Below are 20,523 nucleotides of genomic sequence, written 5' to 3'. Positions count from 1 at the left end.
AATGTAAAGAAGTCTAAAGAAATTACACCAGGCATGAAGTCTTTTCGGAAAAAAATAAGGCGGCCATGTAGCCGTAATGCCAGTCAGTTAGCGCCTCAGTCTCAGTAAACTGGCGGAGGTAAAGAACATGCTATCTCGGAAATAGAGTTCCGTTCACCTCATGCTCATTGTTTCTCTGAAACACGGATTCCCGTGAACGTGTAAAGGGCGTTCTCCGCCACGCCCTTTACAATCCCGGCTCCCGGCGGAAAAATTGTTGCTACGCAATACCCTCCGCTTATTCCTCCTGGCTACCGGGCCGGGCGCGAGGAAGCGTCCCTGCAAAGCGCGCCCTGAGCCAGCATCCATGCTGGCTCTCCCGGCCTTACGGAAACACGTCGGCAATTTTCAGCCGGACCAGCCCACACCTGACCATCTGCGTTTTTGTTTAAACAGCAAAACAGCTTTTACTGAAAGTCAGGGCATTGAAGCGATGACCCTGTCCGGCTGAAAATCGATGAGGCGTTGACGTCTGCCCGGGACTGCCCGCAGGGATGCGGGCAGAGGGGATGGCCTGCATGGATGCAGGCTCGGCCCCGAACCGACAGGCAGACGGCATAAGACGAACAACTCGCGCAGCGACGATTTTCCCGCCGAGAGCCTGGGTTGCAAGGGAGGTGGCGATGAGCCTCCCTTGCACGTTCACAGGTATCTGCGCTTCAGAGAAATGACACCACTGAGGTGAACGGAACCCTGAGCAAGAATCACATGTTCATCATACATGCTTAACTGATGAGCATTAGCCATGTAGCCGCCTTTTTGCTTAGCTTGCCTGCGAGGAGGCATCTTCAGTCCCCGGCAGTGGTTCCGGTAACTGAGGCGCAAATCCGCGCAGCCCCACCACGTGAACGTGTTCGGTGTTCTGGAAGACTTTACGCACCAGTTTGTAGGTGGTGCCTTTCTCTGGGCTGATGTTTTCCGGCGCAGCGATAATCAGCTGCATCTGCAAACGTTCACACAGCTCAAACAAGGTCGCAATAGAACGTGCATCGAGTCGTGCAGCTTCATCAAGGAACAGCAGGCGGCAAGGAGAGATATCTTTCCCGCGCAATCTGCGGCCTTCATCTTCCCAGCTTTGCACCACCATCACCAGAATAGACATCCCGGTCCCGATCGCTTCACCCGTTGACAACGCACCAGACTCAGCACGCAGCCAGCCGTCAGAGCCACGGTTAACCTCAACTTCCATTTCCAGATAGTTACGATAATCCAGCAGCTCTTCACCAATGGTTTGCGGCGTGCGTTGCCCCATGTCTATCTGCGGATTCAGACGCTGATACAGCTTCGCCAGCGCTTCTGAGAAGGTCAGGCGATTGCTGTTAAACAGATCCTGATGCTGTTCATGCTGCTCTGAAAGTACGTCCAGCAAGGTAGCATGTGTTTCACGCACATTGACGTTCAGGCGAACGCTGTTGACCTGGCCAAACGACACGCTTTGCAGCCCCTGGTTCAGCATGCGAATACGGTTCTGTTCACGCTGAATGGTCTTACGAATAATATTCGCCACGCTGCGTGAGCTGATCGCCAGCTTCTGTTCACGTGAGGTTAACTCTTCCGTCAGACGGCTCAGCTCAATCTCCATCTGTTCAATGGCTTCCACCGGATCATCGGTACGAATAATATCCTGGCGAATACGTTCACGCAGATGCTGGTAAACCGCGACGAAGAACTGAATTTTGCGCTCTGGACGTTTTGGATCTTCAGACAGACGCAACACATCGCGCAGGTGCTCGTTATCCGCAACCGCCAGACGTAGCGCACCGAGCGCCTTATCCGACATCGAACGCAGTTCGTCACCGGAAAGATAGGCCAACTCGCGGCGGTGAAGACGACGTTCCACACCGTTATCTTTCACCATCCGCATGACTGCACACCAGCCGGCTTTGGCGGTGACTACCTGCTCGCGCATTTCATGATAATCACGTTCCAGCTTGCGCAGTCTGCGGGTCAGGTTTTCCATCTCCGCTTCGCAGAAGGTCAGTGCTTTCTCAAGTTGGTTGCGGCGTGCACGGTTGTTGCTGAGCTGCGCATGCAGTTCGTCACGGCGGATACGCGCGCGCTCTTCGGCACCGCTGTCCGCACGAACGCCGATATCCTGCAGTTCACGTTGTAAATCGTTAAGCAGCTCTTTTTTGGTGTCAAAAGAGCTTTTCAGCGATGCCATGACCTGGTTGTACTGGCTTAACTGTGCGGCGTGGCTGCGCAGCGCTTCACGAGCGCGGGTACGTTCGGCTTCCGCCTGTTCCAGGCGTTCACGCAATTTTTCGTTCAGATCGCTATTGCCGCTCAGCATTTCGGCTGAGTCGGAATAACTAAAGTGCGCCCGACGCTGTACGACTTCGGTCAGCGCAAAAGCCTGCTGACGCGCATCGCGCTGCATCTGCTGGGAGTACGCATAGTCTTCCTTCAGCTGTTCAAACTGCTCAGGGTCATTTTGCAGAACCGAAACGATAGGTTCCAGTTTCGCCAACTGATTGCCATGTTGCTGTACAAAACGCGCGGCTTCCTGAGCTTCATCCAGACGCTCGCGAATTTCGTCTACGCGATCGGCTAGCGTATCATCTGCCAGCAGATTCAAGCGCGGCAGCAGGCGGTTCAGCGCAGAGACGCCCTCTTTCGCCTGTTCAAACTGCATACGGCTTTGCTGGTTATCATTTTCATGATTGGTCAGCGCACGTTCCAGTTCAACGCGACGGCTATTCAGTTGGCGAATTTCCGCTTCTGGATCGGCTTCAAACGCCACCGACAGATGGCTGCCGATAAAGCGACTGAACGCCTGATGCAGACGTTGGGTTTTCTGGACGTCAAAGGAGAGCGTGGCGAAACGTTCAGACAGCCCTTCACGCTCGGCATGCAGGGTTTCGATACGGCTTTCACGTGCTGCACGCCCAAAAATAGGCACCGTCGGGAAGCGAGAATAACGCCACTGACGCTCGGCAGTTTTCACCACCACCGCATTTTCCAGTTCATCAACGCTGAAGACGCTGTCATCAAACGACTGCGGATCCCCTTCGATGAAATAGAGATCTTCCGGGCAATCCGTCAGCCCTTCAAGCTGTTCGGTAATCAGCGACAGATCCGGTACCACAATGGCATGACGCGAAGGACCGTATAGCGCAGAGAAGTACGGTGCATCTTCAAGGCTAACGTCATCATAAATTTCTGACAGCAGTACGCCGCCAAAGCGTTCCGCCAGCGCGTTCAGACGCTGATCTTCCGCCCCGCCCGGTTGACTTAAACGTTCAATCTCTTCATCAACTGCATTTTTACGTGCACCGACTTCATCACGCTCAACAATGGCCTCACGCTCGCGCTCCAGCAATTGTTGCAGATACTCAGTCACGTCCTGGCTGGAGGTAAACTCTTCGCCACACTGCTCGCTAAGCTGATTCAGGCTATTTTGCGCAGCCAGCCAGACAGGTGCCCGCTTCATCAAATGCTGAATACGGGATTGCAGCTGTTCCTGCTCCTGACGCAGTGTCATACGCTGTTCGCTGGCAGACGAGACGCTGTCCGACAAGGCGGCGATGCGCGCTTCCAGCTCCTGGTGCAGCGCTTCCAGCTCATCGATATCGAACTGTTTACCCTGACGCTTGCAGAATTCGGCCAGTAGACGCTCGGCATCCTGCTGTTCGCGCAGACGCTGCTCCAGTTCGCTCAGTCGCATACGCAACGGCTGAACCTGTTCCGCCAGATGGCGCTGCTCCACGCCTTCGCGCAGCAGTTCACGCGCCACGCTCCAGGCTTCACCGCGCGCCAGCGGGCCGTTGATAGCCGCCACCAGCTGATAAGCCTGTTCGAACTGGCTATGCGCGGTTTGCGCCACGCTCATTTTTTGTTCAAGCGTCAGCAGTTTTTCAGTGGCTTCCTGCTCTTTGGCCTGGAAAGTCTCCAGCCATTCGGCGGCGCTGTCGGCTGTCAGGTCCGGTAAGTGGCAGAGTTCTTTCGCCCGGTTTAGGGCCTGGATCGCCTGAGTATACTGGATGGCTCGCGTTTGCTGGACGTCCAGCGCTTGCTGGTAATCGGCAAGCTGGCTTTTCAGCTCATCCACTTCCAGCTCAGCGGCTTCTGCGCGGGCTTCGTTTTCATCCTGGCGGTCAACGGCTTCCGCGACCACCTCGTTTTGTTCTTCAAGACGGACCTGCAATTCTTCGAGATCCGCCTCGTAGCGTTCAATTTTTTCCTGCTGACGCAGCGCGGTTTGCACCAGATTCAGGTGATCGCTCGCGGCCTGGTAATCAGCTTCCAGATCGCCTTCCGCACCGTTGTGTTCACCCAGTTCACGCGCCATATCCACGTGTTTGTACTGCTCTGCCGCCAGCTGCTTGCGCGAGGTATACAGTTCACGACGATATTCCAGTGCTTTATCCAGATGGATGCGACGTTCATTGGCGTGGCGCATATAATCTGCGGCCACATAGTTGGTCGCTTCACTGATTAAATGCTTAAACAGGTCGCGGTCAGACTGGGTTACGCGAATCGCTTCCAGCGTCATACGATTTTCACGCAGCGCGGCTTCCATATCCTGGAACGCTTTACGTACGCCGCTGTTTTCCGGCAGCAGGTAGTCACGCAGTGAACGGGTAATGGCGCTGGAGATCCCGCCGTACAGCGAGGCTTCAATCAGACGGTAGAATTTACTACGATCGGACGCAGAGCGCAGACGACGGGCAATGATGCCCAGATCGAACATCAATGAGTGATAATCGGTTATTGAGTTGAACTGCTTAAACTGCACGCCTTCCATCTCATCAAGCTTCTCTTTCAGCTCAGGTAGAGACAGTACGCGCGCCTGGCGTTCGTTCAGCGTTTCCGTCACCAGTTGGGTTGGCTGTACCGACATCGGCAGCCCCTGAATGGCAAACGGTTTGATATCCACTTTGCGATCGCGACCAGCAACCTGTTGCAGACGCACACCCACGACCACGCGCTGATGACGCGAATTAAGGACGTCGAGCATTGAATAACAAACCCCTGCTTTCAGCTTACCGTGCAGGCCTTTATCACGTGAACCGCTGGTTGCACCGGCTTCGGTGGTGTTACGGAAATGCAGCAGGGTTAAGTCCGGAATGAGCGCCGTAACAAATGCCGCCATGGTGGTGGATTTACCCGCACCGTTACCACCGGACAGCGTGGTGACCAGCTCATCGAGATCAAACGTACGGGCAAAAAAACCATTCCAGTTAATCAGCGTAAGTGAGCGAAATTTACCGCGTTCAATCATTATTCTTCTTCTCCACTGTCCGGCTGATTCTCTTCGGGCTCATCGTTGAGCTGCAGACGGTTCTCGACCGCCATCGCTTCACCATCACGAATTAAGCGACGCTGTGCTTCACGCGGATCGTCACCGCTACGCACATCCGCGCCAAAGCGGAAGACAGATTCCGTAATACGGAATTTGCTGCTGTCGTGACCCAGAAACCACACCATGCCTAAGCGGCGCAAGCGGTTGAGCGAAGAACGCACTTTTTCCTGTAGCTTCTGGCGGTCAACGTCAGAACCGGTTGAACGGTTGTTCACCAGCTTCAGTAACTTCGCTTCATCTGCCAGCGTTAGCAGCTCGTCGTACAGCTCTTGCTGGGTAAAAATCCCTTCGTTCGCCAGGCGTTCCGGGCTGAGATAGAGATAGCAAAGAATTTTACCGACCATCATGTCCAGTTCAGACAGGACCGAACGCGGAATGAGCGTCGTGGAACGCGGGCGAAGGTAGAAGAACCCTTCCGGCGCACGGATTAATTCCACGTTATATCGGCTATAAAACTCTTCAAAATATTCCTGAAAATCCATCAGGAAGGCATGATTATCCAGTTCATCCAGGCCGATATGTCGGCCCGAACGTAAGGCGCTATCCAGCGCCGGAAATAACGGATTCGCCAGCGCCTGCGCCAGCTTTACCGGCATCACTTGTTCAATATTTGTCAATGACATGCGCCTGTACCTTGGCTCCGTAATCATTAATCGGCTGCCATTTTGCTGGCAGTCCGGTGAAGTCTGCTTGCGCTACGCCAAGGCGTACCGCCTGATCGATAACAATGCGCGCGACGTCGAAATGACGCGCACGTGGGTATTGCGCCAGATACTCGCGCACTACCAAACCGAGATCCAGTGGTGTTTGTCTGGATTTGTAGATAGCCAGCTGTTCTTCGATGATCGCCGCCAGCTGCTCACGGATCTCGTTAAATTCTTCATATTCCAGATCTTCCGGAAGTTCACCGGTGACCTCTTCGTCACGCAGCACCATCTCCTCGTCACGCATATCCAGCAGACGATCGGCGTTGGCATAGGTCAGCGCCCATGGGTCGTCAAAGTAGGTCTGCACGGACTGACGCAGACGCTGGGCGAAGACGCGGTTTTTATCCATATCGATCGCGGTACGGATAAATTTATGCACGTGACGATCGTAGCCGATCCACAAGTCAATGGACTGCTGACCCCAGCTAATAATGCGGTCGAGCTTGCTTTGTAAATCAAACACCAGCCGATCGACAAAATGCAAATCGTCATGCGTCATCGTGGCGTCCTGGATGCGTAACAGGTTAGCCTGTAGCTTATCCCCTGCCGCTTCCAGCGTATCTTGCAGCTCACGCAGCGTACCAGATGTTTCTGACAGCAGCATTTCACAGCTAGAAATCGCCGCCCGCCAGTCTTTGTTTAGCAACTGTGCGATGTCGTCTTTTACCTGCTGCTGCTGTTCATCCATGATGCGCTGGGTCAGATCGATACTGTCGAAAATCTCCGCCACCGAGTATTTCAATGGCGCATAGACGTTGCGATGCCAGTGGAACTCATCACCACCTTCCGCTGCCGCATCCGCCGCGCGCTTCAGTTCGCCTGCCACAATTGACAGCTGCATAGAAAGACGCAGCGTAGAGAATTCGCGCTGACGAATATAGTAATCTGTGATGCCAATCCCGAGCGGCGTTAAACGGTAAATGGCGTTGCCTTCAGCCTGCTCGCTGGTAAAGCGGTTCAGCAGACGTTGACGCACCATATCGTTGATCGCGTTGTTGGCGCGGACGCCGATGGTTTCGCTGGTTTGCTCAAACGCATCACTCACATGGCGGAACGCATCCACCAGTTCACCTTCACTCATCTCACCGTCAAGTCGCTCACCGTTTAGTGTGGCAACAGCCAGCAGGAACGAAAGTCTGTCTACCGGCAGAGAGATGGAGAAGTCATTTTTTCTGGCCCAGGCAACCAGTTCGGGGACTGTCTGGGAAAATTCACTCATAGGTTATCCTTGCATCTGCGGCTCGGGCCGGACGTTTAATCGCGGTGACATGAATATAGCGCCCAAGGCTGATATACGGTTCCTGGCGGCAATAACGTGTTTCTATTTCTGTTAAAGCATCAAAACAGTCATGCTGTTTTTGTTTATCACGCAGATAATCATGAAACACCCTCACGCCCGTTTTACCGATTATCTCCCAGCCAATCTCCTCCAGCCAGCCATAGACCTGCTGAGGGTCGCGCGGAAAATCGGGAGACAACGTGCGCCGTTTCTTTTTATACATTCCCTGCTGTACATAGCCGAAATTACCGACCAACACATTACGCATCAACAGACCGTTTGCATTGTAGAACATCAGCGATAAAGCACCGCCCGGGCGTAACATCGACCACAATGTTTTTAAGACGGCTTGCGGATCGGCCACCCATTCCAGCACAGCATGAAACAATATCAGATCAACCTGAGAATCCAAATGCTGTGGAATGTCCTGAGCGGCACAATGTATAAAATGCATGTTGTCGCTCACACCTTGCTCTTCTGCCGCCCGTTGCGCTCGCGCCACCATCTCAGCAGAAAGATCGCACAAGGTGACGTGATGGCCCCGCTGCGCCATCAGAATGGCTGTCTGCCCTTCTCCGCCACCCGCATCAAGCACACGCAACGTTTGGCCCGCGTAGTCGGCAAGAAGTTTGTCCAGATCCTGCCAGAGGATCGTCTGACGAAGCTGACCTTTGGTGGTGCCGTAAATGTTACGGGAAAACTTCTCTGCAATGTCATCAAAATTGCGATCCCGCATCGGGCTCTCCACATGCTGGCTTTAGGGTGACTAAGTAAAACCGCTATTTTGTCACACCCACGCCGAGAATGAACCTTCCTGGTGTAATATCCCTGCTGATCCCCTGCTGTATGGTTAAAAAAGGAACCAAAAAGGATGCTTTTTACGCTGAAGAAAGTGATTGGCGGTATGATGCTGCCACTTCCGCTAATGCTCATTATCATGGGCATAGGCCTGGCGCTGCTCTGGTTTAGCCGCTTTCAAAAAACAGGGAAAGTATGCATTAGCCTGAGTTGGCTGGCACTGTTACTTCTAAGCTTGCAGCCCGTCGCTGACAGTCTGCTGAAACCGATTGAGGACAGCTATCCAACCTGGCAGGATACACAAAAAGTGGAATACATTGTGGTGCTGGGCGGTGGGTATACCTGGAATCCACAGTGGGCGCCGAGTTCAAACCTGATAAGCAACAGTCTTCCGCGTCTGAATGAAGGTATTCGCCTCTGGCGTGCTAACCCGGGATCGAAGCTTATCTTTACCGGTGCTGCGGCAAAGAGCAATAACGTCAGTACTGCAGAAGCGGGCGCCCGCGTAGCGCAGTCACTGGGTGTGCCGCCCGGTGATATCATCACGCTGGATAAACCCAAAGACACCGAAGAAGAAGCCGCAGCGGTGAAGCAGGCCATCGGCAGCGCGCCGTTCCTGCTGGTGACCTCCGCATCGCACTTACCACGAGCAATGATTTTCTTCCAACAGGCCGGACTACATCCGTTGCCCGCACCAGCCAACCAGTTAGCGATTGACTCACCGCTTAATCCGTGGGAGCGCGCGATCCCCTCTCCCGTCTGGTTGATGCATAGCGATCGTGTTGGTTACGAAACGTTGGGGCGAATCTGGCAGTGGCTAAAGGGATCGGAACATTGACAGTAATGTTGCCTGATGGCGACACTAACGCGTCTTATCAGGCCTACGTGTTCAGCGCAGAATTGTAGGCCGGATAAGGCGTTCACATGTTCATCAGGCGAGCCACGGCAGCAGTGATTTCGTGGCAAGGTCAAAGTTGGAGCGGTTAAAACGTCCGGTGTTGACCAGTTGCGCCACCTCATCCCATAACACATACAGCCAGCGCCGCCAGATGAAGGACTCCGCCACGGGCGCGCGTTGCAGGTATTGCCAAAGCAGACTTTCCGCCAGCGCATTATCCATTAAACGGAACAATTCATACTCTCTGGGTGCCCACAGCATCAATCCCGGTCCGACCATCGCCAGAAGCTGATCGCTACGGGCGTCTTTGAGCATGCTACGTAAACTAAAATTACCGTGGATCAGCACGCAGTTATCATTGAATCCTTCAAATAAAGCGGGCAAACACTCACGGGTACGAAACAGGATCCGCTTATCCTGCATCGTCAGCCCGGTATTGTTGAACTGATTTAACGTGGTCCACAACACTTCAACACGCTGACGATACCAGGATGGCCAGATATTCTCTTGCGTGTTATCCACCATTCCCACGCAACCACGGCTATCCTGCCGATGCCATGACAGCAGACCTTCTACGATCTGATCTTTTAAATGTTCCCAGCGTTCGGGCGTTCGGGCTGGCGCTTCCACCGGCACACCGCGTAAACGCTCAAGCAGTAGCACATCGGGACCGGGATGCTCTTCGTGGGTTAAGACCCCGTAAATGACGGGCATTCGCACCGTACCACTGCGCGCCAACATGGAGGTTTTCCATGCCAGCTGCTGCGCCATACCTGGCGTGGTGAAACTTCTCGCCATCAGCGGCATCGGATTTCCCTGGCTGTCGTACAGTGACCACAGGGCCGTATCCACTTTTTCATTCACGCATTCTATGCGACTCAGTTTTTCGCCCAGCAGGTGGCTGAGTTCGGCACGCAACTGTTCCATTTCAGATTGCCCTCATAAATGCTACTGCTTTCATAATGAGCGTCGTGCAGACAGATGTCACCCGGATGAGATCAATTGATGAAAAGAAAAGTGGAGGGAAAGCGCAACGATACGACACTCCTCCCAAAAATACGCCTCAATATGGGGGAGTGCCGTGAGAAAAACTAATGCATCTCGGCGCGAACGCGCTCAAGATCTTCGGCAGTGTCTACGCCGGTACCCGGGACTTCTTTTGCGACGGCAACGTGAATTTTTTCGCCGTACCACAGCACTCGCAGCTGCTCCAGCATTTCGATATGCTCAAGCGGGCTAGGCTGCCAGTTAACATAGCGGCGAATAAAACCGGCGCGATAGCCGTAAATGCCCAGATGGCGCAGAAAGGTGTCCCCCACCGTTTCCAGACTTTTGGCGAAACGATCGCGATCCCATGGGATGGTCGCGCGTGAAAAATAGAGAGCATATCCTTCAGCGTCCAACACGACTTTTACCGCATTCGGATTAAATGCCTCTTCCGCACTGTGAATCGGAGCCGCAAGAGTCGCCATACCGACCTGACGTTGCGCCAGATTCTCAGCCACCTGGCGAATAATGACCGCCGGAATCATCGGCTCATCACCCTGTACGTTCACAATAACGGTATCATCGCTAAAACCACATTTCTCGACGACTTCCGCCAGGCGCTCCGTACCAGACTGGTGATCGGCGCGAGTCATGCACACTTCGCCACCCACCGCTTCTACCGCGCGAGCGACATCCTCGTGATCGGTGGCAACGATGATACGTTCAGCGCCAGATTCACGCGCACGCTCCAGTACATGCACGATCATCGGTTTACCGTTGATATCCAGCAACGGCTTACCCGGCAGACGAGTGGACGCATAACGCGCAGGAATAATGACCACAAAACTCATGATTTACTCTCATCAGCAGTCAGAACGCGGGCTTCGGTTTCCAGTAACACGGGAATGCCATCACGCAGTGGGAAAGCAAGGTTATCCAGTTTACAAATCAGTTCCTGTTTTTCCTGGTTAAACCAGAGTTTGCCATTGCATACCGGGCAGGCAATGATTTCAAGCAGACGATGATCCATAGTTCCTCCAGATGGACCGGATTGTGAATCCGTAAATATTAACATAATCGCTTAAAGGGCTGGGTCTATTTCCCAACCATGGCGTGCATCAGCAAATAAACCTTCAGGATAACGTCCCAGCGTCACGCGTGCTGCCTGCTGCCAGCGGGCAAAATCGTCAATCGCCTGAAACAATCCTTTTTGCAACGTCACTCCAGGCTTAACCCCATCCTGTAACCACAGCGAAATAACGTCCAGCACACCTGTTTTGCGGTGCATTTTGGCATCCATCCGCCCAACTAACTGTCCGCGATGCAGCAGCGGTAAGACGAAATAACCGTACTGACGTTTTGGTGCTGGCGTGTAACACTCCAGCCGATAGCTAAAATCGAATAGCTGCTCTGCCCGTTTACGATCCCAGACCACCGGATCAAAAGGTGATAATACTGCACTGTGAGTCGCCGTTAATTTGCCCGCCAGCGCCTGTTCAAGCAGCGGCTGAAGGTGGCTATGCAGCCACAAGGCTCCTAGCCCCTCAACGTCGACAGGAATAATCTGCCGCTGTTCCGCCCGTTCGTTGCACCAGTTTTTTAGCGCCGGGCGCTTCAGGCGGTAGTAGTCTGCCAGCCATTGTTCGCGGAAAATCCCCAGACTGCGGGCGCTGTTATCCAGCATGACACTTTCAGCATCTTCTTGCGAAAGTGGGTCGCGTTCATCGTCCCAGTGCGGCATGACGCGATGGGTTAAATCATACACTCGCTGGAAATTACGCCGTTCCACGACCATCACTTTCCCGGCAGTGAACAACCCTTCAAGATGACGCTTCTGCGGTTTCCATTCCCACCAGCCGCTGGTCCCTTTGCGTGGATGCTCAAAATCAGCTGAGCGTACCGGCCCGTTATGCTGGATGTGCTGGAGCAGTTGCTCAATCTCATGCGCATGTTCTTTCATCCACGCCGCTTTATATTTCCAGCCCATTTTCTCCGGGGCCAGCATGCGGTGACGTATCAGCATAAAATCGCTGCGCGGCAGAAAACAGGCCTCGTGCGCCCAGTATTCCATCAGTTCGCCCTGCTGTAACGAGTCGTCCAGCCATTGGGGGGAATAATCGCCTAAACGACTAAACAGCACCAGGTAAGGACTGCGCGCCACAATATTGATGGTGTCGATTTGCAGTAACGACATGCGCGAAATGGTCGCGAGAATATCTGCCGGGGTTGCCCGGCGGCGTGTTTTTTTCAGCAGACCTTGAGCAGCAAGGTGAAGATGACGGGCATCCGTCAGAGAAAGGCGCGGCAACGACATTTATGGCCTCATAAATGATTCGCTGCCGCAGCGTGAATCAGTTAGCGAGTCAGCGAGATTAAGCTATTCAGCAATACATCAGGCCGATCGCCTGACAAATGTGCATCAACAGGTAAATACCACCAGTTTTCATCGGCAAATTCCCGGCACTTAACCGCATCTTTTTCCGTCATGACCAGCGTTTGCCCGGCGTCTACAAACGCACTGACGTCACTGTAGGTCAGAGACTGATGGTCTGCCAGCGCAATGCTTTTTTGCACGCTAGCACCACATGCTTTCAGCGTGGCAAAAAAACGCGGTGGATGACCAATGCCCGCCATGGCGACAATATTGGACAATTGCGCCACACCACGGCGTTCACCTGTACGTAAATTAACGGCCAGCCCCGGTTCAAGTCGCATAGGGATTTCCCCTGGTTGCGCAACGCCACCGTTAACAATAGTCGCATCCACCGATTTAAGGCGACCTGCGCGTTCCCGCATTGGACCAGCGGGAAGCCACCAGCCGTTGCCAAACCGACGTTCGCCGTCAATGACTACGATTTCAACATCTCGCGCCAGACGATAGTGCTGTAGTCCATCGTCCGTCACAATAATCTGCACGTCGTGTTGGGCCAAAATGGCTTTTACCGCATCCGATCTTACCGGGGATACCGCTACCGGCACGCCGGTACGTTGGGCGATCAGCACAGGTTCATCGCCCGCTTCTGCGGTAGTAGTATCAGCTGTTAGCAACAGCGGGTAAGCAGTCGCTTTCCCGCCATATCCACGCGATACCACACCCACGCGAATCCCGCGTTGTCGCAGTTGTTCAACCAACCAAATCACCACCGGCGTTTTACCGTTTCCGCCCGCGGTAAGGTTTCCGACCACCACTACCGGGACTGGCGCGCGCCATGCGCGTTTAAGCCCTAACTTGTAGCATAAGCGGATCGCACCACTCACCAGGCCATACAGCCAGGAGAGTGGAAGTAACAATCGCCACAGCGGCGATTCACCAGACCAGATACGTGCGATCATTGACCAAATTGCATTTTGTGTAATTGCGCATACACCCCGCGCTGCTCAATCAGCTCGCTATGGGTTCCGCGTTCGACAATCAGACCATCCTCCACCACGATGATTTCGTCGGCTTGTTCAATGGTTGAAAGACGGTGAGCAATGACCAGAGAAGTACGGTTTTTCTGTAGCTCATCCAGCGCAGACTGAATCGCGCGTTCAGATTCAGTATCAAGAGCCGATGTTGCTTCATCAAGGATCAGAATTGGGCTGTCACGCAACAAGGCACGGGCGATAGCGATACGCTGACGTTGTCCGCCGGAAAGCAGGACGCCGTTTTCACCAATCACCGTATCCAGGCCATTATCCATCTTGTTGATGAAATCCATAGCGTAGGCCATCTGTGCCGCTTTTTCGATCTGCTCACGGCTGTACATATCGGTACGCGCATAGGCGATGTTGTTGGCAACCGTATCGTTAAACAAGTGCACATTCTGCGAAACCAACGCAACCTGATCGCGCAGTGATGCCAGGGTATATTCGCGCAGATCGTGTCCGTCCATCAGAATCTGCCCTTCATCAATATCGTAGAAGCGCGTAATCAGGCTGGCGATGGTGGATTTCCCTGAGCCCGAACGGCCGACCAGAGCAACAGTTTTACCCGCGGGAATATTCAGGTTGATGTTACGCAGAGCCGGTACTTCACGTCCCGGATAAGTGAACGTCACGTTGCGGAACTCGAGATCGCCGGTAGCACGCTCGATCACACGTTTACCTTCATCTTTCTCCTGTTCGCTATCCAGAATCGTAAATAATGTCTGGCATGCCGCCATACCGCGCTGGAACTGCGCGTTGACGTTGGTCAGCGATTTCAACGGACGCATTAATGCGATCATTGAGGAGAAGACAACCGTAATTGTCCCTGCTGTCAGATTTTCCATTACGCTTGGGAAGCTAGCCGCATATAACACGAAGGCCAGTGCCAAAGACGCAATCAGCTGGATGATAGGGTCGGAGATAGAAGAAGCGGAAACCATCTTCATACCCTGCAAACGCATCTTGTTGCTGACCTTATCAAAGCGCTTGGTTTCGACTTCCTGACCACCAAAAATCAGAACTTCTTTGTGGCCTTTCAGCATCTGCTCCGCACTGGTCGTAACCTGACCCATGGTGTTTTGCATGTTTTTACTGATGCTACGAAAGCGCTTGGAAACCACACGGATTGCCACTGACACAATTGGCGCCAGTACAATCAGGATCAGTGACAGCTGCCAGCTGTAATAGAACATCATGATAAACAGGCCAATGATTGAGGCCCCTTCACGTACCACGGTGATCAGCGCGCCGGAAGACGATGACGCAACCTGTTCTGAATCATAGGTAATACGCGATAACAATGTCCCTGTAGACTGTTTATCAAAAAAGGAGACGGGCATGCCCATCATATGGCCAAACAGGCGGCGGCGCATGGTCATAACCACTTTGCCTGACACCCATGAGATACAGTAGCTGGAGACATAGCTGGTTAAGCCACGAACTATCATCAGCCCAATGACCACCAGCGGCATCCACAGCAGCACCGAGCGATCCGTTTTACCAAAACCATCATCCAGTAATGGTTTAAGGAGCGATAACATGAAGGTATCGCTGGCCGCGTTAAGGACTAACGCTATACCCGCCACGATCAGACCCGATTTAAAAGGCGCTATGGTTGGCCATAGTCGGCGAAACGTCTGCCACGTAGAGAGATCTTTATCGTTATGCATTCAAAAAACCAGCATTTGTTAGAATAGCCGCATATTCTACCCGTTATCCTCCGACACGCCAAACCACTGATGATACCAACGAGGTAAAATCTGATCCCGCATGCTGCGTATGCGCCAGTTTTTTTGATAAAAATCCAGCGTAATCTGTCCCTGATGGGGGGTATCCAGCCATTGATAATTTTGTTGCCGATAACGTTGCTTCACTTTCCAGGACGGCAGACGCCAGGCGTTGTAACGGGATGCAGAGGCGAGTGCGATCTGCCCGTCAACCCGCTGAATGAGTGCCAGTGATGATGAAGTATTGCTGCCATGATGTGGAACCTGCATCACCGTCGACTGAAGGTGCTGCCAATAGTGACTTAGCATTTTTTGTTCAGCAGGAGATTCGATATCGCCGGTCAGCAGAATACTCTGATATCCGTCATCGACCTTAACCACGCAGGAGTGGTTATTCCCCTGGTCTGTATTTCCACGCACAGGCCAGTGCGCACTGAAGGTTAACCCTTGCCATTGCCAATGCTCTCCGCGAAAACACGGGAGATGACCTTTCCAGCTCAGCGGACTTCTTACCCATAGCGACGGCCAGGCTTGTTGTAAGGAGTGCAACCCGCCGCGGTGATCCATGTGCTCATGGCTTAAAATAATTCCTTCCGGCTCCAGATTATGCCAACGCAACCAGGGAATAATCAGCTGTTGTGCGCTATCGCCTTCAGGCCATGCCAGACCGGTATCGTAAAGCAGCGCTTTCCCATTTCGCGCGATCACCATCGCCAGCCCCTGCCCGACATCCAGCATATGCACTTGCCACACATCAGTACGCGGTGCACGCCAAAGCGGCCCACTCAGCAAAAGGAGCACAGAGAAACAGACCACCGGTAGCGTACGCAAAATATTTAGTCGCCATGCGATAATCATCATTCCGGGTAAAAATGCGAGCCATTGCCAGCGTGCATCAATATTGATCCACCCTTCAGGCAGGCTCCTGAGCCCCCAAAATAGCAGCGCCAGAGAACGATCCGCTAGATACCACAGGCTTGATTCAACCATCACCGTCCCGGCTAAATGCACGATCATGCCTGCTAATATCAAGGGTACGGAAACAAACGTGACCAAAGGGACGGCAAACAAATTAGCCAGAAACGAGGTCAGACTAAAACCGTGAAACATTGCGATTTGTACGGGAAGAAGCAGAAGCGTAATACCCATTTGCAGATGCGCCAGCGCCAGAAATTGACGTCCAGCACGCGACAGCGACCAGTCCGGGAGCGGTACCCATTGGTACCAGAACAGCAGTGCCGCAACGGCGGATGCAGACAACCATAGGCTTTGCGAAAGAACAGCAACAGGATCCACCACCACGATGGCTGCCAGACAGCAGATCCAGACCGACCATCCACTCCACTGCCTGCCGCTAAGTCTCAGCGCCCCCCAGACTAGCAGCGCAACAACCGTTCGTAATGCCGGGGGTTGCAGCCCCGTCAGCCAGGCATAAAATGTGGCACAGACAATCCCACCCACTAATGGCATCTGCCAGCAAATCCACCTTGTTGGCATAAAAAATTGTCCAGCACGTATCAATCCTGCGGTCAGTAATGCAGCAAACGCAATATGCAGCCCGGAGATAGCCATCAAATGAGCCGTGCCGGTATCACGCATAATCGTTTTCACTTCTTGTGACACAGACAAGCGCTCCCCCATTCCCAGACCCAGTATGACCTGCTGCCAGGGATAGTCGGTGAGTGCCGTTTTCAGCGAGGCGAGATACCGCGAACGCAAACTACATTTTGGTGTGATTACCGAAGCCTGCAAGAATCGTCCCGTCAGCGGTTGATGCTGCGCCAATGCGTAACGCTGGCTATCAAATCCGCCTTCGTTTAATTGACCGTGTACAGCGCGGACTTTCAACGTCATCGCCCATGTCTGACCCGCACAAACATCACCGGGTAAATACTGCCCGTACAAGACGATTCCTTGTGCAGGAAAGATTCGTTTCCCCTGAAGGTGAGTGATCTGGCCATAGTGCGTTGTCATATTGTCAGTTCCGGTTATCCGCACAATGGCTTGCTGGGTTTTCGCAGGCAGCATATTACCGGCCCACATAGCCTCTTTCGCGGCCAGGATTCCCCAAAGAAAAAACAACAGGGTTAGTCCGGCGGAACGCATATATTTGTAGGGGAGAAAACAGAGCAGACATGCCAGACAAAATACAATGCCGATACACAACATGCCTGGCAGCATAGGCAATAGCATGAGTGGGAGAATGCCGAGTAATGCGCAGATACTCACCGTTGTTATTTTCATCAATCACCTCCCTGTTACAGGGAGTGTGCAGTACTCTTCGACGGTTGTCTGGCATCAATTTATCGTTATACGACCTGAGTTCCGCAGACATTTAGTGATGGTTGTAACGTACAAATTAACTGGGATGAGGATTCCAGGATAGGTGAACAGAAATGAAAAAAGCACCCATTTGGGTGCTTTTCTCGGCATTAAGTCTCGCTAAAAACTTAACCGTAAATATTGGCGCGATCGCGCAATTCTTTACCTGGTTTAAAGTGCGGAACGTATTTCCCTTCCAGATCCACTTTATCGCCGGTCTTCGGATTACGTCCGGTGCGTGGTGCGCGGTAATGCAAAGAGAAGCTGCCGAAACCGCGGATTTCAATACGCTCGCCCTGCGCAAGAGTCGAGGCCATATGTTCCAGCATCTCTTTAACTGCATCTTCAACCGCTTTCGCGGGAATATGAGGTTGCTGGGTTGCAAGTCTTTCAATCAATTCTGACTTGGTCATGATTCCTCCGGTTCCTTAAAGGCATAATTAGCTGCTGCATTGATTAAGGGCGGCCGTAGCCGCCCTTTGTCATTGATTACAGGACGAATCCTGTAATCTGTCAAGCTACTCGTCACCCTTTGTGCCGTTAACAGCACAAAGGATTTAGAGCACTCGATATTACTCGCCTTTAGCTGCTTTGAAAGCTTCAGCCATTGCGTTGTTAGAGAAGTTAGCATCTTCCTGTTTGTTAACAGTTGCGATTGCATCTTTCTCATCAGCTTCGTCTTTAGCACGAACAGACAGGCTGATTGCACGGTTCTTACGATCAACGCCGGTGAATTTAGCTTCAACGTCGTCGCCCACGCTCAGAACCAGAGTTGCATCTTCAACGCGGTCACGTGAAGCTTCAGAAGCGCGCAGGTAACCTTCAACGCCGTCAGCCAGTTCTACGGTTGCGCCTTTAGCGTCAACTGCAGTGACTTTACCGTTTACGATTGCGCCTTTCTTGTTCAGTGCAACCCAGTTGTTGAACGGATCTTCTGCGAGCTGTTTAACGCCCAGAGAGATACGCTCACGCTCTGCGTCAACCTGCAGAACAACTGCTGCGATTTCGTCGCCTTTTTTGTATTCACGAACTGCTTCTTCGCCTGCAACGTTCCAGGAGATGTCAGACAGGTGAACCAGGCCGTCGATGCCGCCGTCCAGGCCGATGAAGATACCGAAGTCAGTGATAGACTTGATTTTACCTTCAACACGGTCACCCTTGTTGTGGGTTTCCGCGAACTGCTGCCATGGGTTGTTTTTGCACTGCTTCAGACCCAGGGAGATACGACGACGTTCTTCGTCGATATCCAGAACCATAACTTCCACTACATCGCCAACGTTAACAACTTTGGACGGGTGGATGTTTTTGTTGGTCCAATCCATTTCGGAAACGTGAACCAGGCCTTCAACGCCTTCTTCGATTTCAACGAAGCAGCCGTAGTCGGTCAGGTTGGTCACGCGACCAGTCAGTTTGGTACCTTCCGGATAACGCTTAGCGATAGCTACCCATGGATCTTCGCCCAGCTGTTTCAGGCCCAGAGATACACGAGTACGCTCGCGGTCGAACTTCAGCACTTTAACAGTGATTTCGTCGCCAACGTTTACGATTTCGCTCGGATGCTTAACGCGTTTCCATGCCATGTCGGTGATGTGCAGCAGGCCGTCAACGCCACCCAGATCAACGAATGCACCGTAGTCAGTGAGGTTCTTAACGATACCTTTAACTTCCATGCCTTCCTGCAGGTTTTCCAGCAGCTGATCGCGTTCTGCGCTGTTTTCGGATTCGATAACGGCACGACGGGAAACAACAACGTTGTTACGCTTCTGATCCAGCTTGATGACTTTGAATTCAAGCTCTTTGCCTTCCAAGTGCAGCGTGTCGCGGACCGGACGAACGTCTACCAGGGAACCCGGCAGGAACGCGCGAATACCATTCAGCTCAACAGTGAAGCCACCCTTGACTTTGCCATTGATAACACCAGTAACGGTTGCAGCTTCTTCGTAAGCTTTTTCCAGCGTGATCCAAGCTTCGTGACGTTTAGCTTTTTCACGGGACAGCAGGGTTTCACCGAAGCCGTCTTCTACTGCATCCAGAGCAACGTCAACTTCGTCACCAACCTGGATTTCCAGCTCGCCCTGGGCGTTTTTGAACTGCTCTGCCGGAATGGCGGACTCAGATTTCAGACCAGCGTCAACCAGTACTACGTCTTTGTCGATAGCAACAACAACACCACGAACGATGGAACCCGGACGGGTTTCGATTTCTTTTAAGGATTCTTCAAACAGTTGAGCAAAAGATTCAGTCATGTTTAATCTTCAGGTTTCATATTTAACGTCCACCTGGCTCCATGCCGGATGGGGTTGTTTAACATACCCGCTGTCAATCCATTGCAACGGGGGTACTGCAAATTCGGTCGCACTTAAGCGAGAGCCAGTTTTTGGCGCGCGTATTGTAACGCTTTTTCAATCACTTGCTCAATGCTTAATCGGGTTGAATCCAAAACTAAAGCATCAGCAGCGGGAACCAGCGGCGCTACAGCACGGTTACGATCGCGATAATCGCGTTCTTCGATCTCGGCCAAAAGGCGTTCAAAGTTAACACTAAAGCCCTTCTCCTGCAACTGTAGCATACGTCTATGCGCACGTTCTTGCGAGGAGGCGTCCAGAAAAATTTTCACCGGCGCATCCGGGAACACCACGGTGCCCATATCACGTCCATCGGCAATCAGGCCAGGGGTTTCGCGAAACGCGCGTTGACGACGTAAAAGCGCTTCACGCACGCGGGGAAACGCCGCAACCTGAGAGGCGGCATTCGCTACTTCCTGAGTGCGGATTTCACCGCTGACATCTTCACCTTCAAGAATGACTTCCAGGTTGCCGTCTGTTGAGATAAAACGCACATCCAGGTGTGAGGCAAGCGGTACCAGAGCATCTTCAGATGTGACATCAACATGGTGATGTAACGCTGCGAGCGCCAGTACGCGGTAGATCGCGCCTGAATCTAACAGATGCCACTGCAATGCTTCCGCCATTGCCTTGCACAAGGTGCCTTTACCTGCACCGCTTGGGCCATCAATGGTAATAACCGGGGCAATTGCCGTCATCTTTTTCTCC

The 20,523-nt window shown here is 52.8% G+C and carries 15 protein-coding genes; 1 reads left to right on the top strand and 14 read right to left on the bottom strand.

Annotated features, from left to right (window positions below):
- Positions 1-802 precede the first annotated feature (802 nt).
- Genes mukB through cmoM form a run of 4 tightly spaced genes read right to left on the bottom strand, consistent with a single transcriptional unit; the run spans position 803 to position 8,066 of the window.
- The gene (gene mukB / locus OGX86_RS18300; RefSeq protein ID WP_103284966.1) at positions 803-5,263 is read right to left on the bottom strand and encodes a chromosome partition protein MukB; all 4,461 of its coding nucleotides are present in this window, start codon (positions 5,261-5,263) and stop codon (positions 803-805) included.
- A complete protein-coding gene (gene mukE, locus OGX86_RS18295) occupies positions 5,263-5,967 on the bottom strand; it encodes a chromosome partition protein MukE (RefSeq protein WP_003035809.1) in 705 nt (234 codons plus the stop codon). Before mukE ends, mukB begins: the two co-directional genes overlap by 1 nt.
- Positions 5,948-7,270, bottom strand: a complete 1,323-nt coding sequence (gene mukF, locus OGX86_RS18290; protein ID WP_003831939.1) for a chromosome partition protein MukF — start codon at positions 7,268-7,270, stop codon at positions 5,948-5,950. Before mukF ends, mukE begins: the two co-directional genes overlap by 20 nt.
- Positions 7,263-8,066: a tRNA uridine 5-oxyacetic acid(34) methyltransferase CmoM gene (cmoM, locus tag OGX86_RS18285; RefSeq protein WP_286640352.1), complete on the bottom strand. Its 804-nt coding sequence runs from the start codon at positions 8,064-8,066 to the stop codon at positions 7,263-7,265. The genes mukF and cmoM overlap by 8 nt, the downstream gene beginning before the upstream one ends.
- A gap of 135 nt (positions 8,067-8,201) precedes the next feature.
- On the opposite strand from cmoM, the gene elyC reads away from it, so the two are divergent.
- The gene (elyC, locus tag OGX86_RS18280) at positions 8,202-8,966 is read left to right on the top strand and encodes an envelope biogenesis factor ElyC (protein WP_003836882.1); all 765 of its coding nucleotides are present in this window, start codon (positions 8,202-8,204) and stop codon (positions 8,964-8,966) included.
- Between the two features lie 93 nt (positions 8,967-9,059).
- On the opposite strand, the gene OGX86_RS18275 is transcribed toward elyC, so the two are convergent.
- The 10 genes from OGX86_RS18275 to cmk all read right to left on the bottom strand — a co-directional run bounded on the left by OGX86_RS18275 (position 9,060) and on the right by cmk (position 20,513).
- Complete coding sequence (locus tag OGX86_RS18275) at positions 9,060-9,953, bottom strand: YcbJ family phosphotransferase (protein WP_003831934.1); 894 nt, start codon at positions 9,951-9,953, stop codon at positions 9,060-9,062.
- Between the two features lie 164 nt (positions 9,954-10,117).
- Complete coding sequence (kdsB, locus tag OGX86_RS18270; protein ID WP_003831932.1) at positions 10,118-10,864, bottom strand: 3-deoxy-manno-octulosonate cytidylyltransferase; 747 nt, start codon at positions 10,862-10,864, stop codon at positions 10,118-10,120.
- On the bottom strand, positions 10,861-11,043 hold the full coding sequence (gene ycaR, locus OGX86_RS18265) for a protein YcaR (protein ID WP_003035793.1): 183 nt from the start codon (positions 11,041-11,043) through the stop codon (positions 10,861-10,863). The genes kdsB and ycaR overlap by 4 nt, the downstream gene beginning before the upstream one ends.
- Before the next feature lie 51 nt (positions 11,044-11,094).
- Positions 11,095-12,327 carry a winged helix-turn-helix domain-containing protein gene (locus OGX86_RS18260; RefSeq protein ID WP_048225877.1) on the bottom strand — a complete coding sequence of 411 codons (1,233 nt, stop codon included), beginning with the start codon at positions 12,325-12,327 and terminating at the stop codon, positions 11,095-11,097.
- Between the two features lie 41 nt (positions 12,328-12,368).
- Entirely contained in the window at positions 12,369-13,346 is a 978-nt protein-coding gene (gene lpxK / locus OGX86_RS18255) for a tetraacyldisaccharide 4'-kinase (protein WP_048225879.1), read from the bottom strand.
- Positions 13,343-15,091, bottom strand: coding sequence for a lipid A ABC transporter ATP-binding protein/permease MsbA (msbA, locus tag OGX86_RS18250; RefSeq protein WP_048214571.1), 1,749 nt, complete (start codon positions 15,089-15,091; stop codon positions 13,343-13,345). Before msbA ends, lpxK begins: the two co-directional genes overlap by 4 nt.
- Positions 15,092-15,127: 36 nt before the next feature.
- The gene (locus OGX86_RS18245) at positions 15,128-17,392 is read right to left on the bottom strand and encodes a ComEC family protein (RefSeq protein WP_168978465.1); all 2,265 of its coding nucleotides are present in this window, start codon (positions 17,390-17,392) and stop codon (positions 15,128-15,130) included.
- Positions 17,393-17,598: 206 nt separating this feature from the next.
- A complete protein-coding gene (gene ihfB, locus OGX86_RS18240) occupies positions 17,599-17,883 on the bottom strand; it encodes an integration host factor subunit beta (RefSeq protein WP_003035780.1) in 285 nt (94 codons plus the stop codon).
- A gap of 159 nt (positions 17,884-18,042) precedes the next feature.
- Positions 18,043-19,716 carry a 30S ribosomal protein S1 gene (rpsA, locus tag OGX86_RS18235; protein WP_003035776.1) on the bottom strand — a complete coding sequence of 558 codons (1,674 nt, stop codon included), beginning with the start codon at positions 19,714-19,716 and terminating at the stop codon, positions 18,043-18,045.
- 113 nt (positions 19,717-19,829) lie between these two features.
- Entirely contained in the window at positions 19,830-20,513 is a 684-nt protein-coding gene (gene cmk / locus OGX86_RS18230) for a (d)CMP kinase (protein WP_003035772.1), read from the bottom strand.
- Positions 20,514-20,523 lie beyond the last annotated feature (10 nt).

The organism is Citrobacter sp. Cpo040 (assembly GCF_030332915.1).
Lineage (GTDB): Bacteria > Pseudomonadota > Gammaproteobacteria > Enterobacterales > Enterobacteriaceae > Citrobacter > Citrobacter portucalensis.
Note: the sequence above shows the minus strand (reverse complement) of the source record. Positions and strands in the feature narration are given on the sequence as shown.

Excerpts from the sequence above, each read along its gene's own strand:
- ihfB (WP_003035780.1), bottom strand. The coding sequence starts at position 17,883 with ATGACCAAGTCAGAATTGATTGAAAGACTTGCAACCCAGCAACCTCAT.
- cmoM (WP_286640352.1), bottom strand. The coding sequence starts at position 8,066 with ATGCGGGATCGCAATTTTGATGACATTGCAGAGAAGTTTTCCCGTAAC.
- msbA (WP_048214571.1), bottom strand. The coding sequence starts at position 15,091 with ATGCATAACGATAAAGATCTCTCTACGTGGCAGACGTTTCGCCGACTA.
- mukE (WP_003035809.1), bottom strand. The coding sequence starts at position 5,967 with ATGTCATTGACAAATATTGAACAAGTGATGCCGGTAAAGCTGGCGCAG.
- OGX86_RS18275 (WP_003831934.1), bottom strand. The coding sequence starts at position 9,953 with ATGGAACAGTTGCGTGCCGAACTCAGCCACCTGCTGGGCGAAAAACTG.
- elyC (WP_003836882.1), top strand. The coding sequence starts at position 8,202 with ATGCTTTTTACGCTGAAGAAAGTGATTGGCGGTATGATGCTGCCACTT.
- lpxK (WP_048225879.1), bottom strand. The coding sequence starts at position 13,346 with ATGATCGCACGTATCTGGTCTGGTGAATCGCCGCTGTGGCGATTGTTA.
- cmk (WP_003035772.1), bottom strand. The coding sequence starts at position 20,513 with ATGACGGCAATTGCCCCGGTTATTACCATTGATGGCCCAAGCGGTGCA.
- kdsB (WP_003831932.1), bottom strand. The coding sequence starts at position 10,864 with ATGAGTTTTGTGGTCATTATTCCTGCGCGTTATGCGTCCACTCGTCTG.
- ycaR (WP_003035793.1), bottom strand. The coding sequence starts at position 11,043 with ATGGATCATCGTCTGCTTGAAATCATTGCCTGCCCGGTATGCAATGGC.
- rpsA (WP_003035776.1), bottom strand. The coding sequence starts at position 19,716 with ATGACTGAATCTTTTGCTCAACTGTTTGAAGAATCCTTAAAAGAAATC.
- mukB (WP_103284966.1), bottom strand. The coding sequence starts at position 5,263 with ATGATTGAACGCGGTAAATTTCGCTCACTTACGCTGATTAACTGGAAT.
- OGX86_RS18245 (WP_168978465.1), bottom strand. The coding sequence starts at position 17,392 with ATGAAAATAACAACGGTGAGTATCTGCGCATTACTCGGCATTCTCCCA.
- mukF (WP_003831939.1), bottom strand. The coding sequence starts at position 7,270 with ATGAGTGAATTTTCCCAGACAGTCCCCGAACTGGTTGCCTGGGCCAGA.
- OGX86_RS18260 (WP_048225877.1), bottom strand. The coding sequence starts at position 12,327 with ATGTCGTTGCCGCGCCTTTCTCTGACGGATGCCCGTCATCTTCACCTT.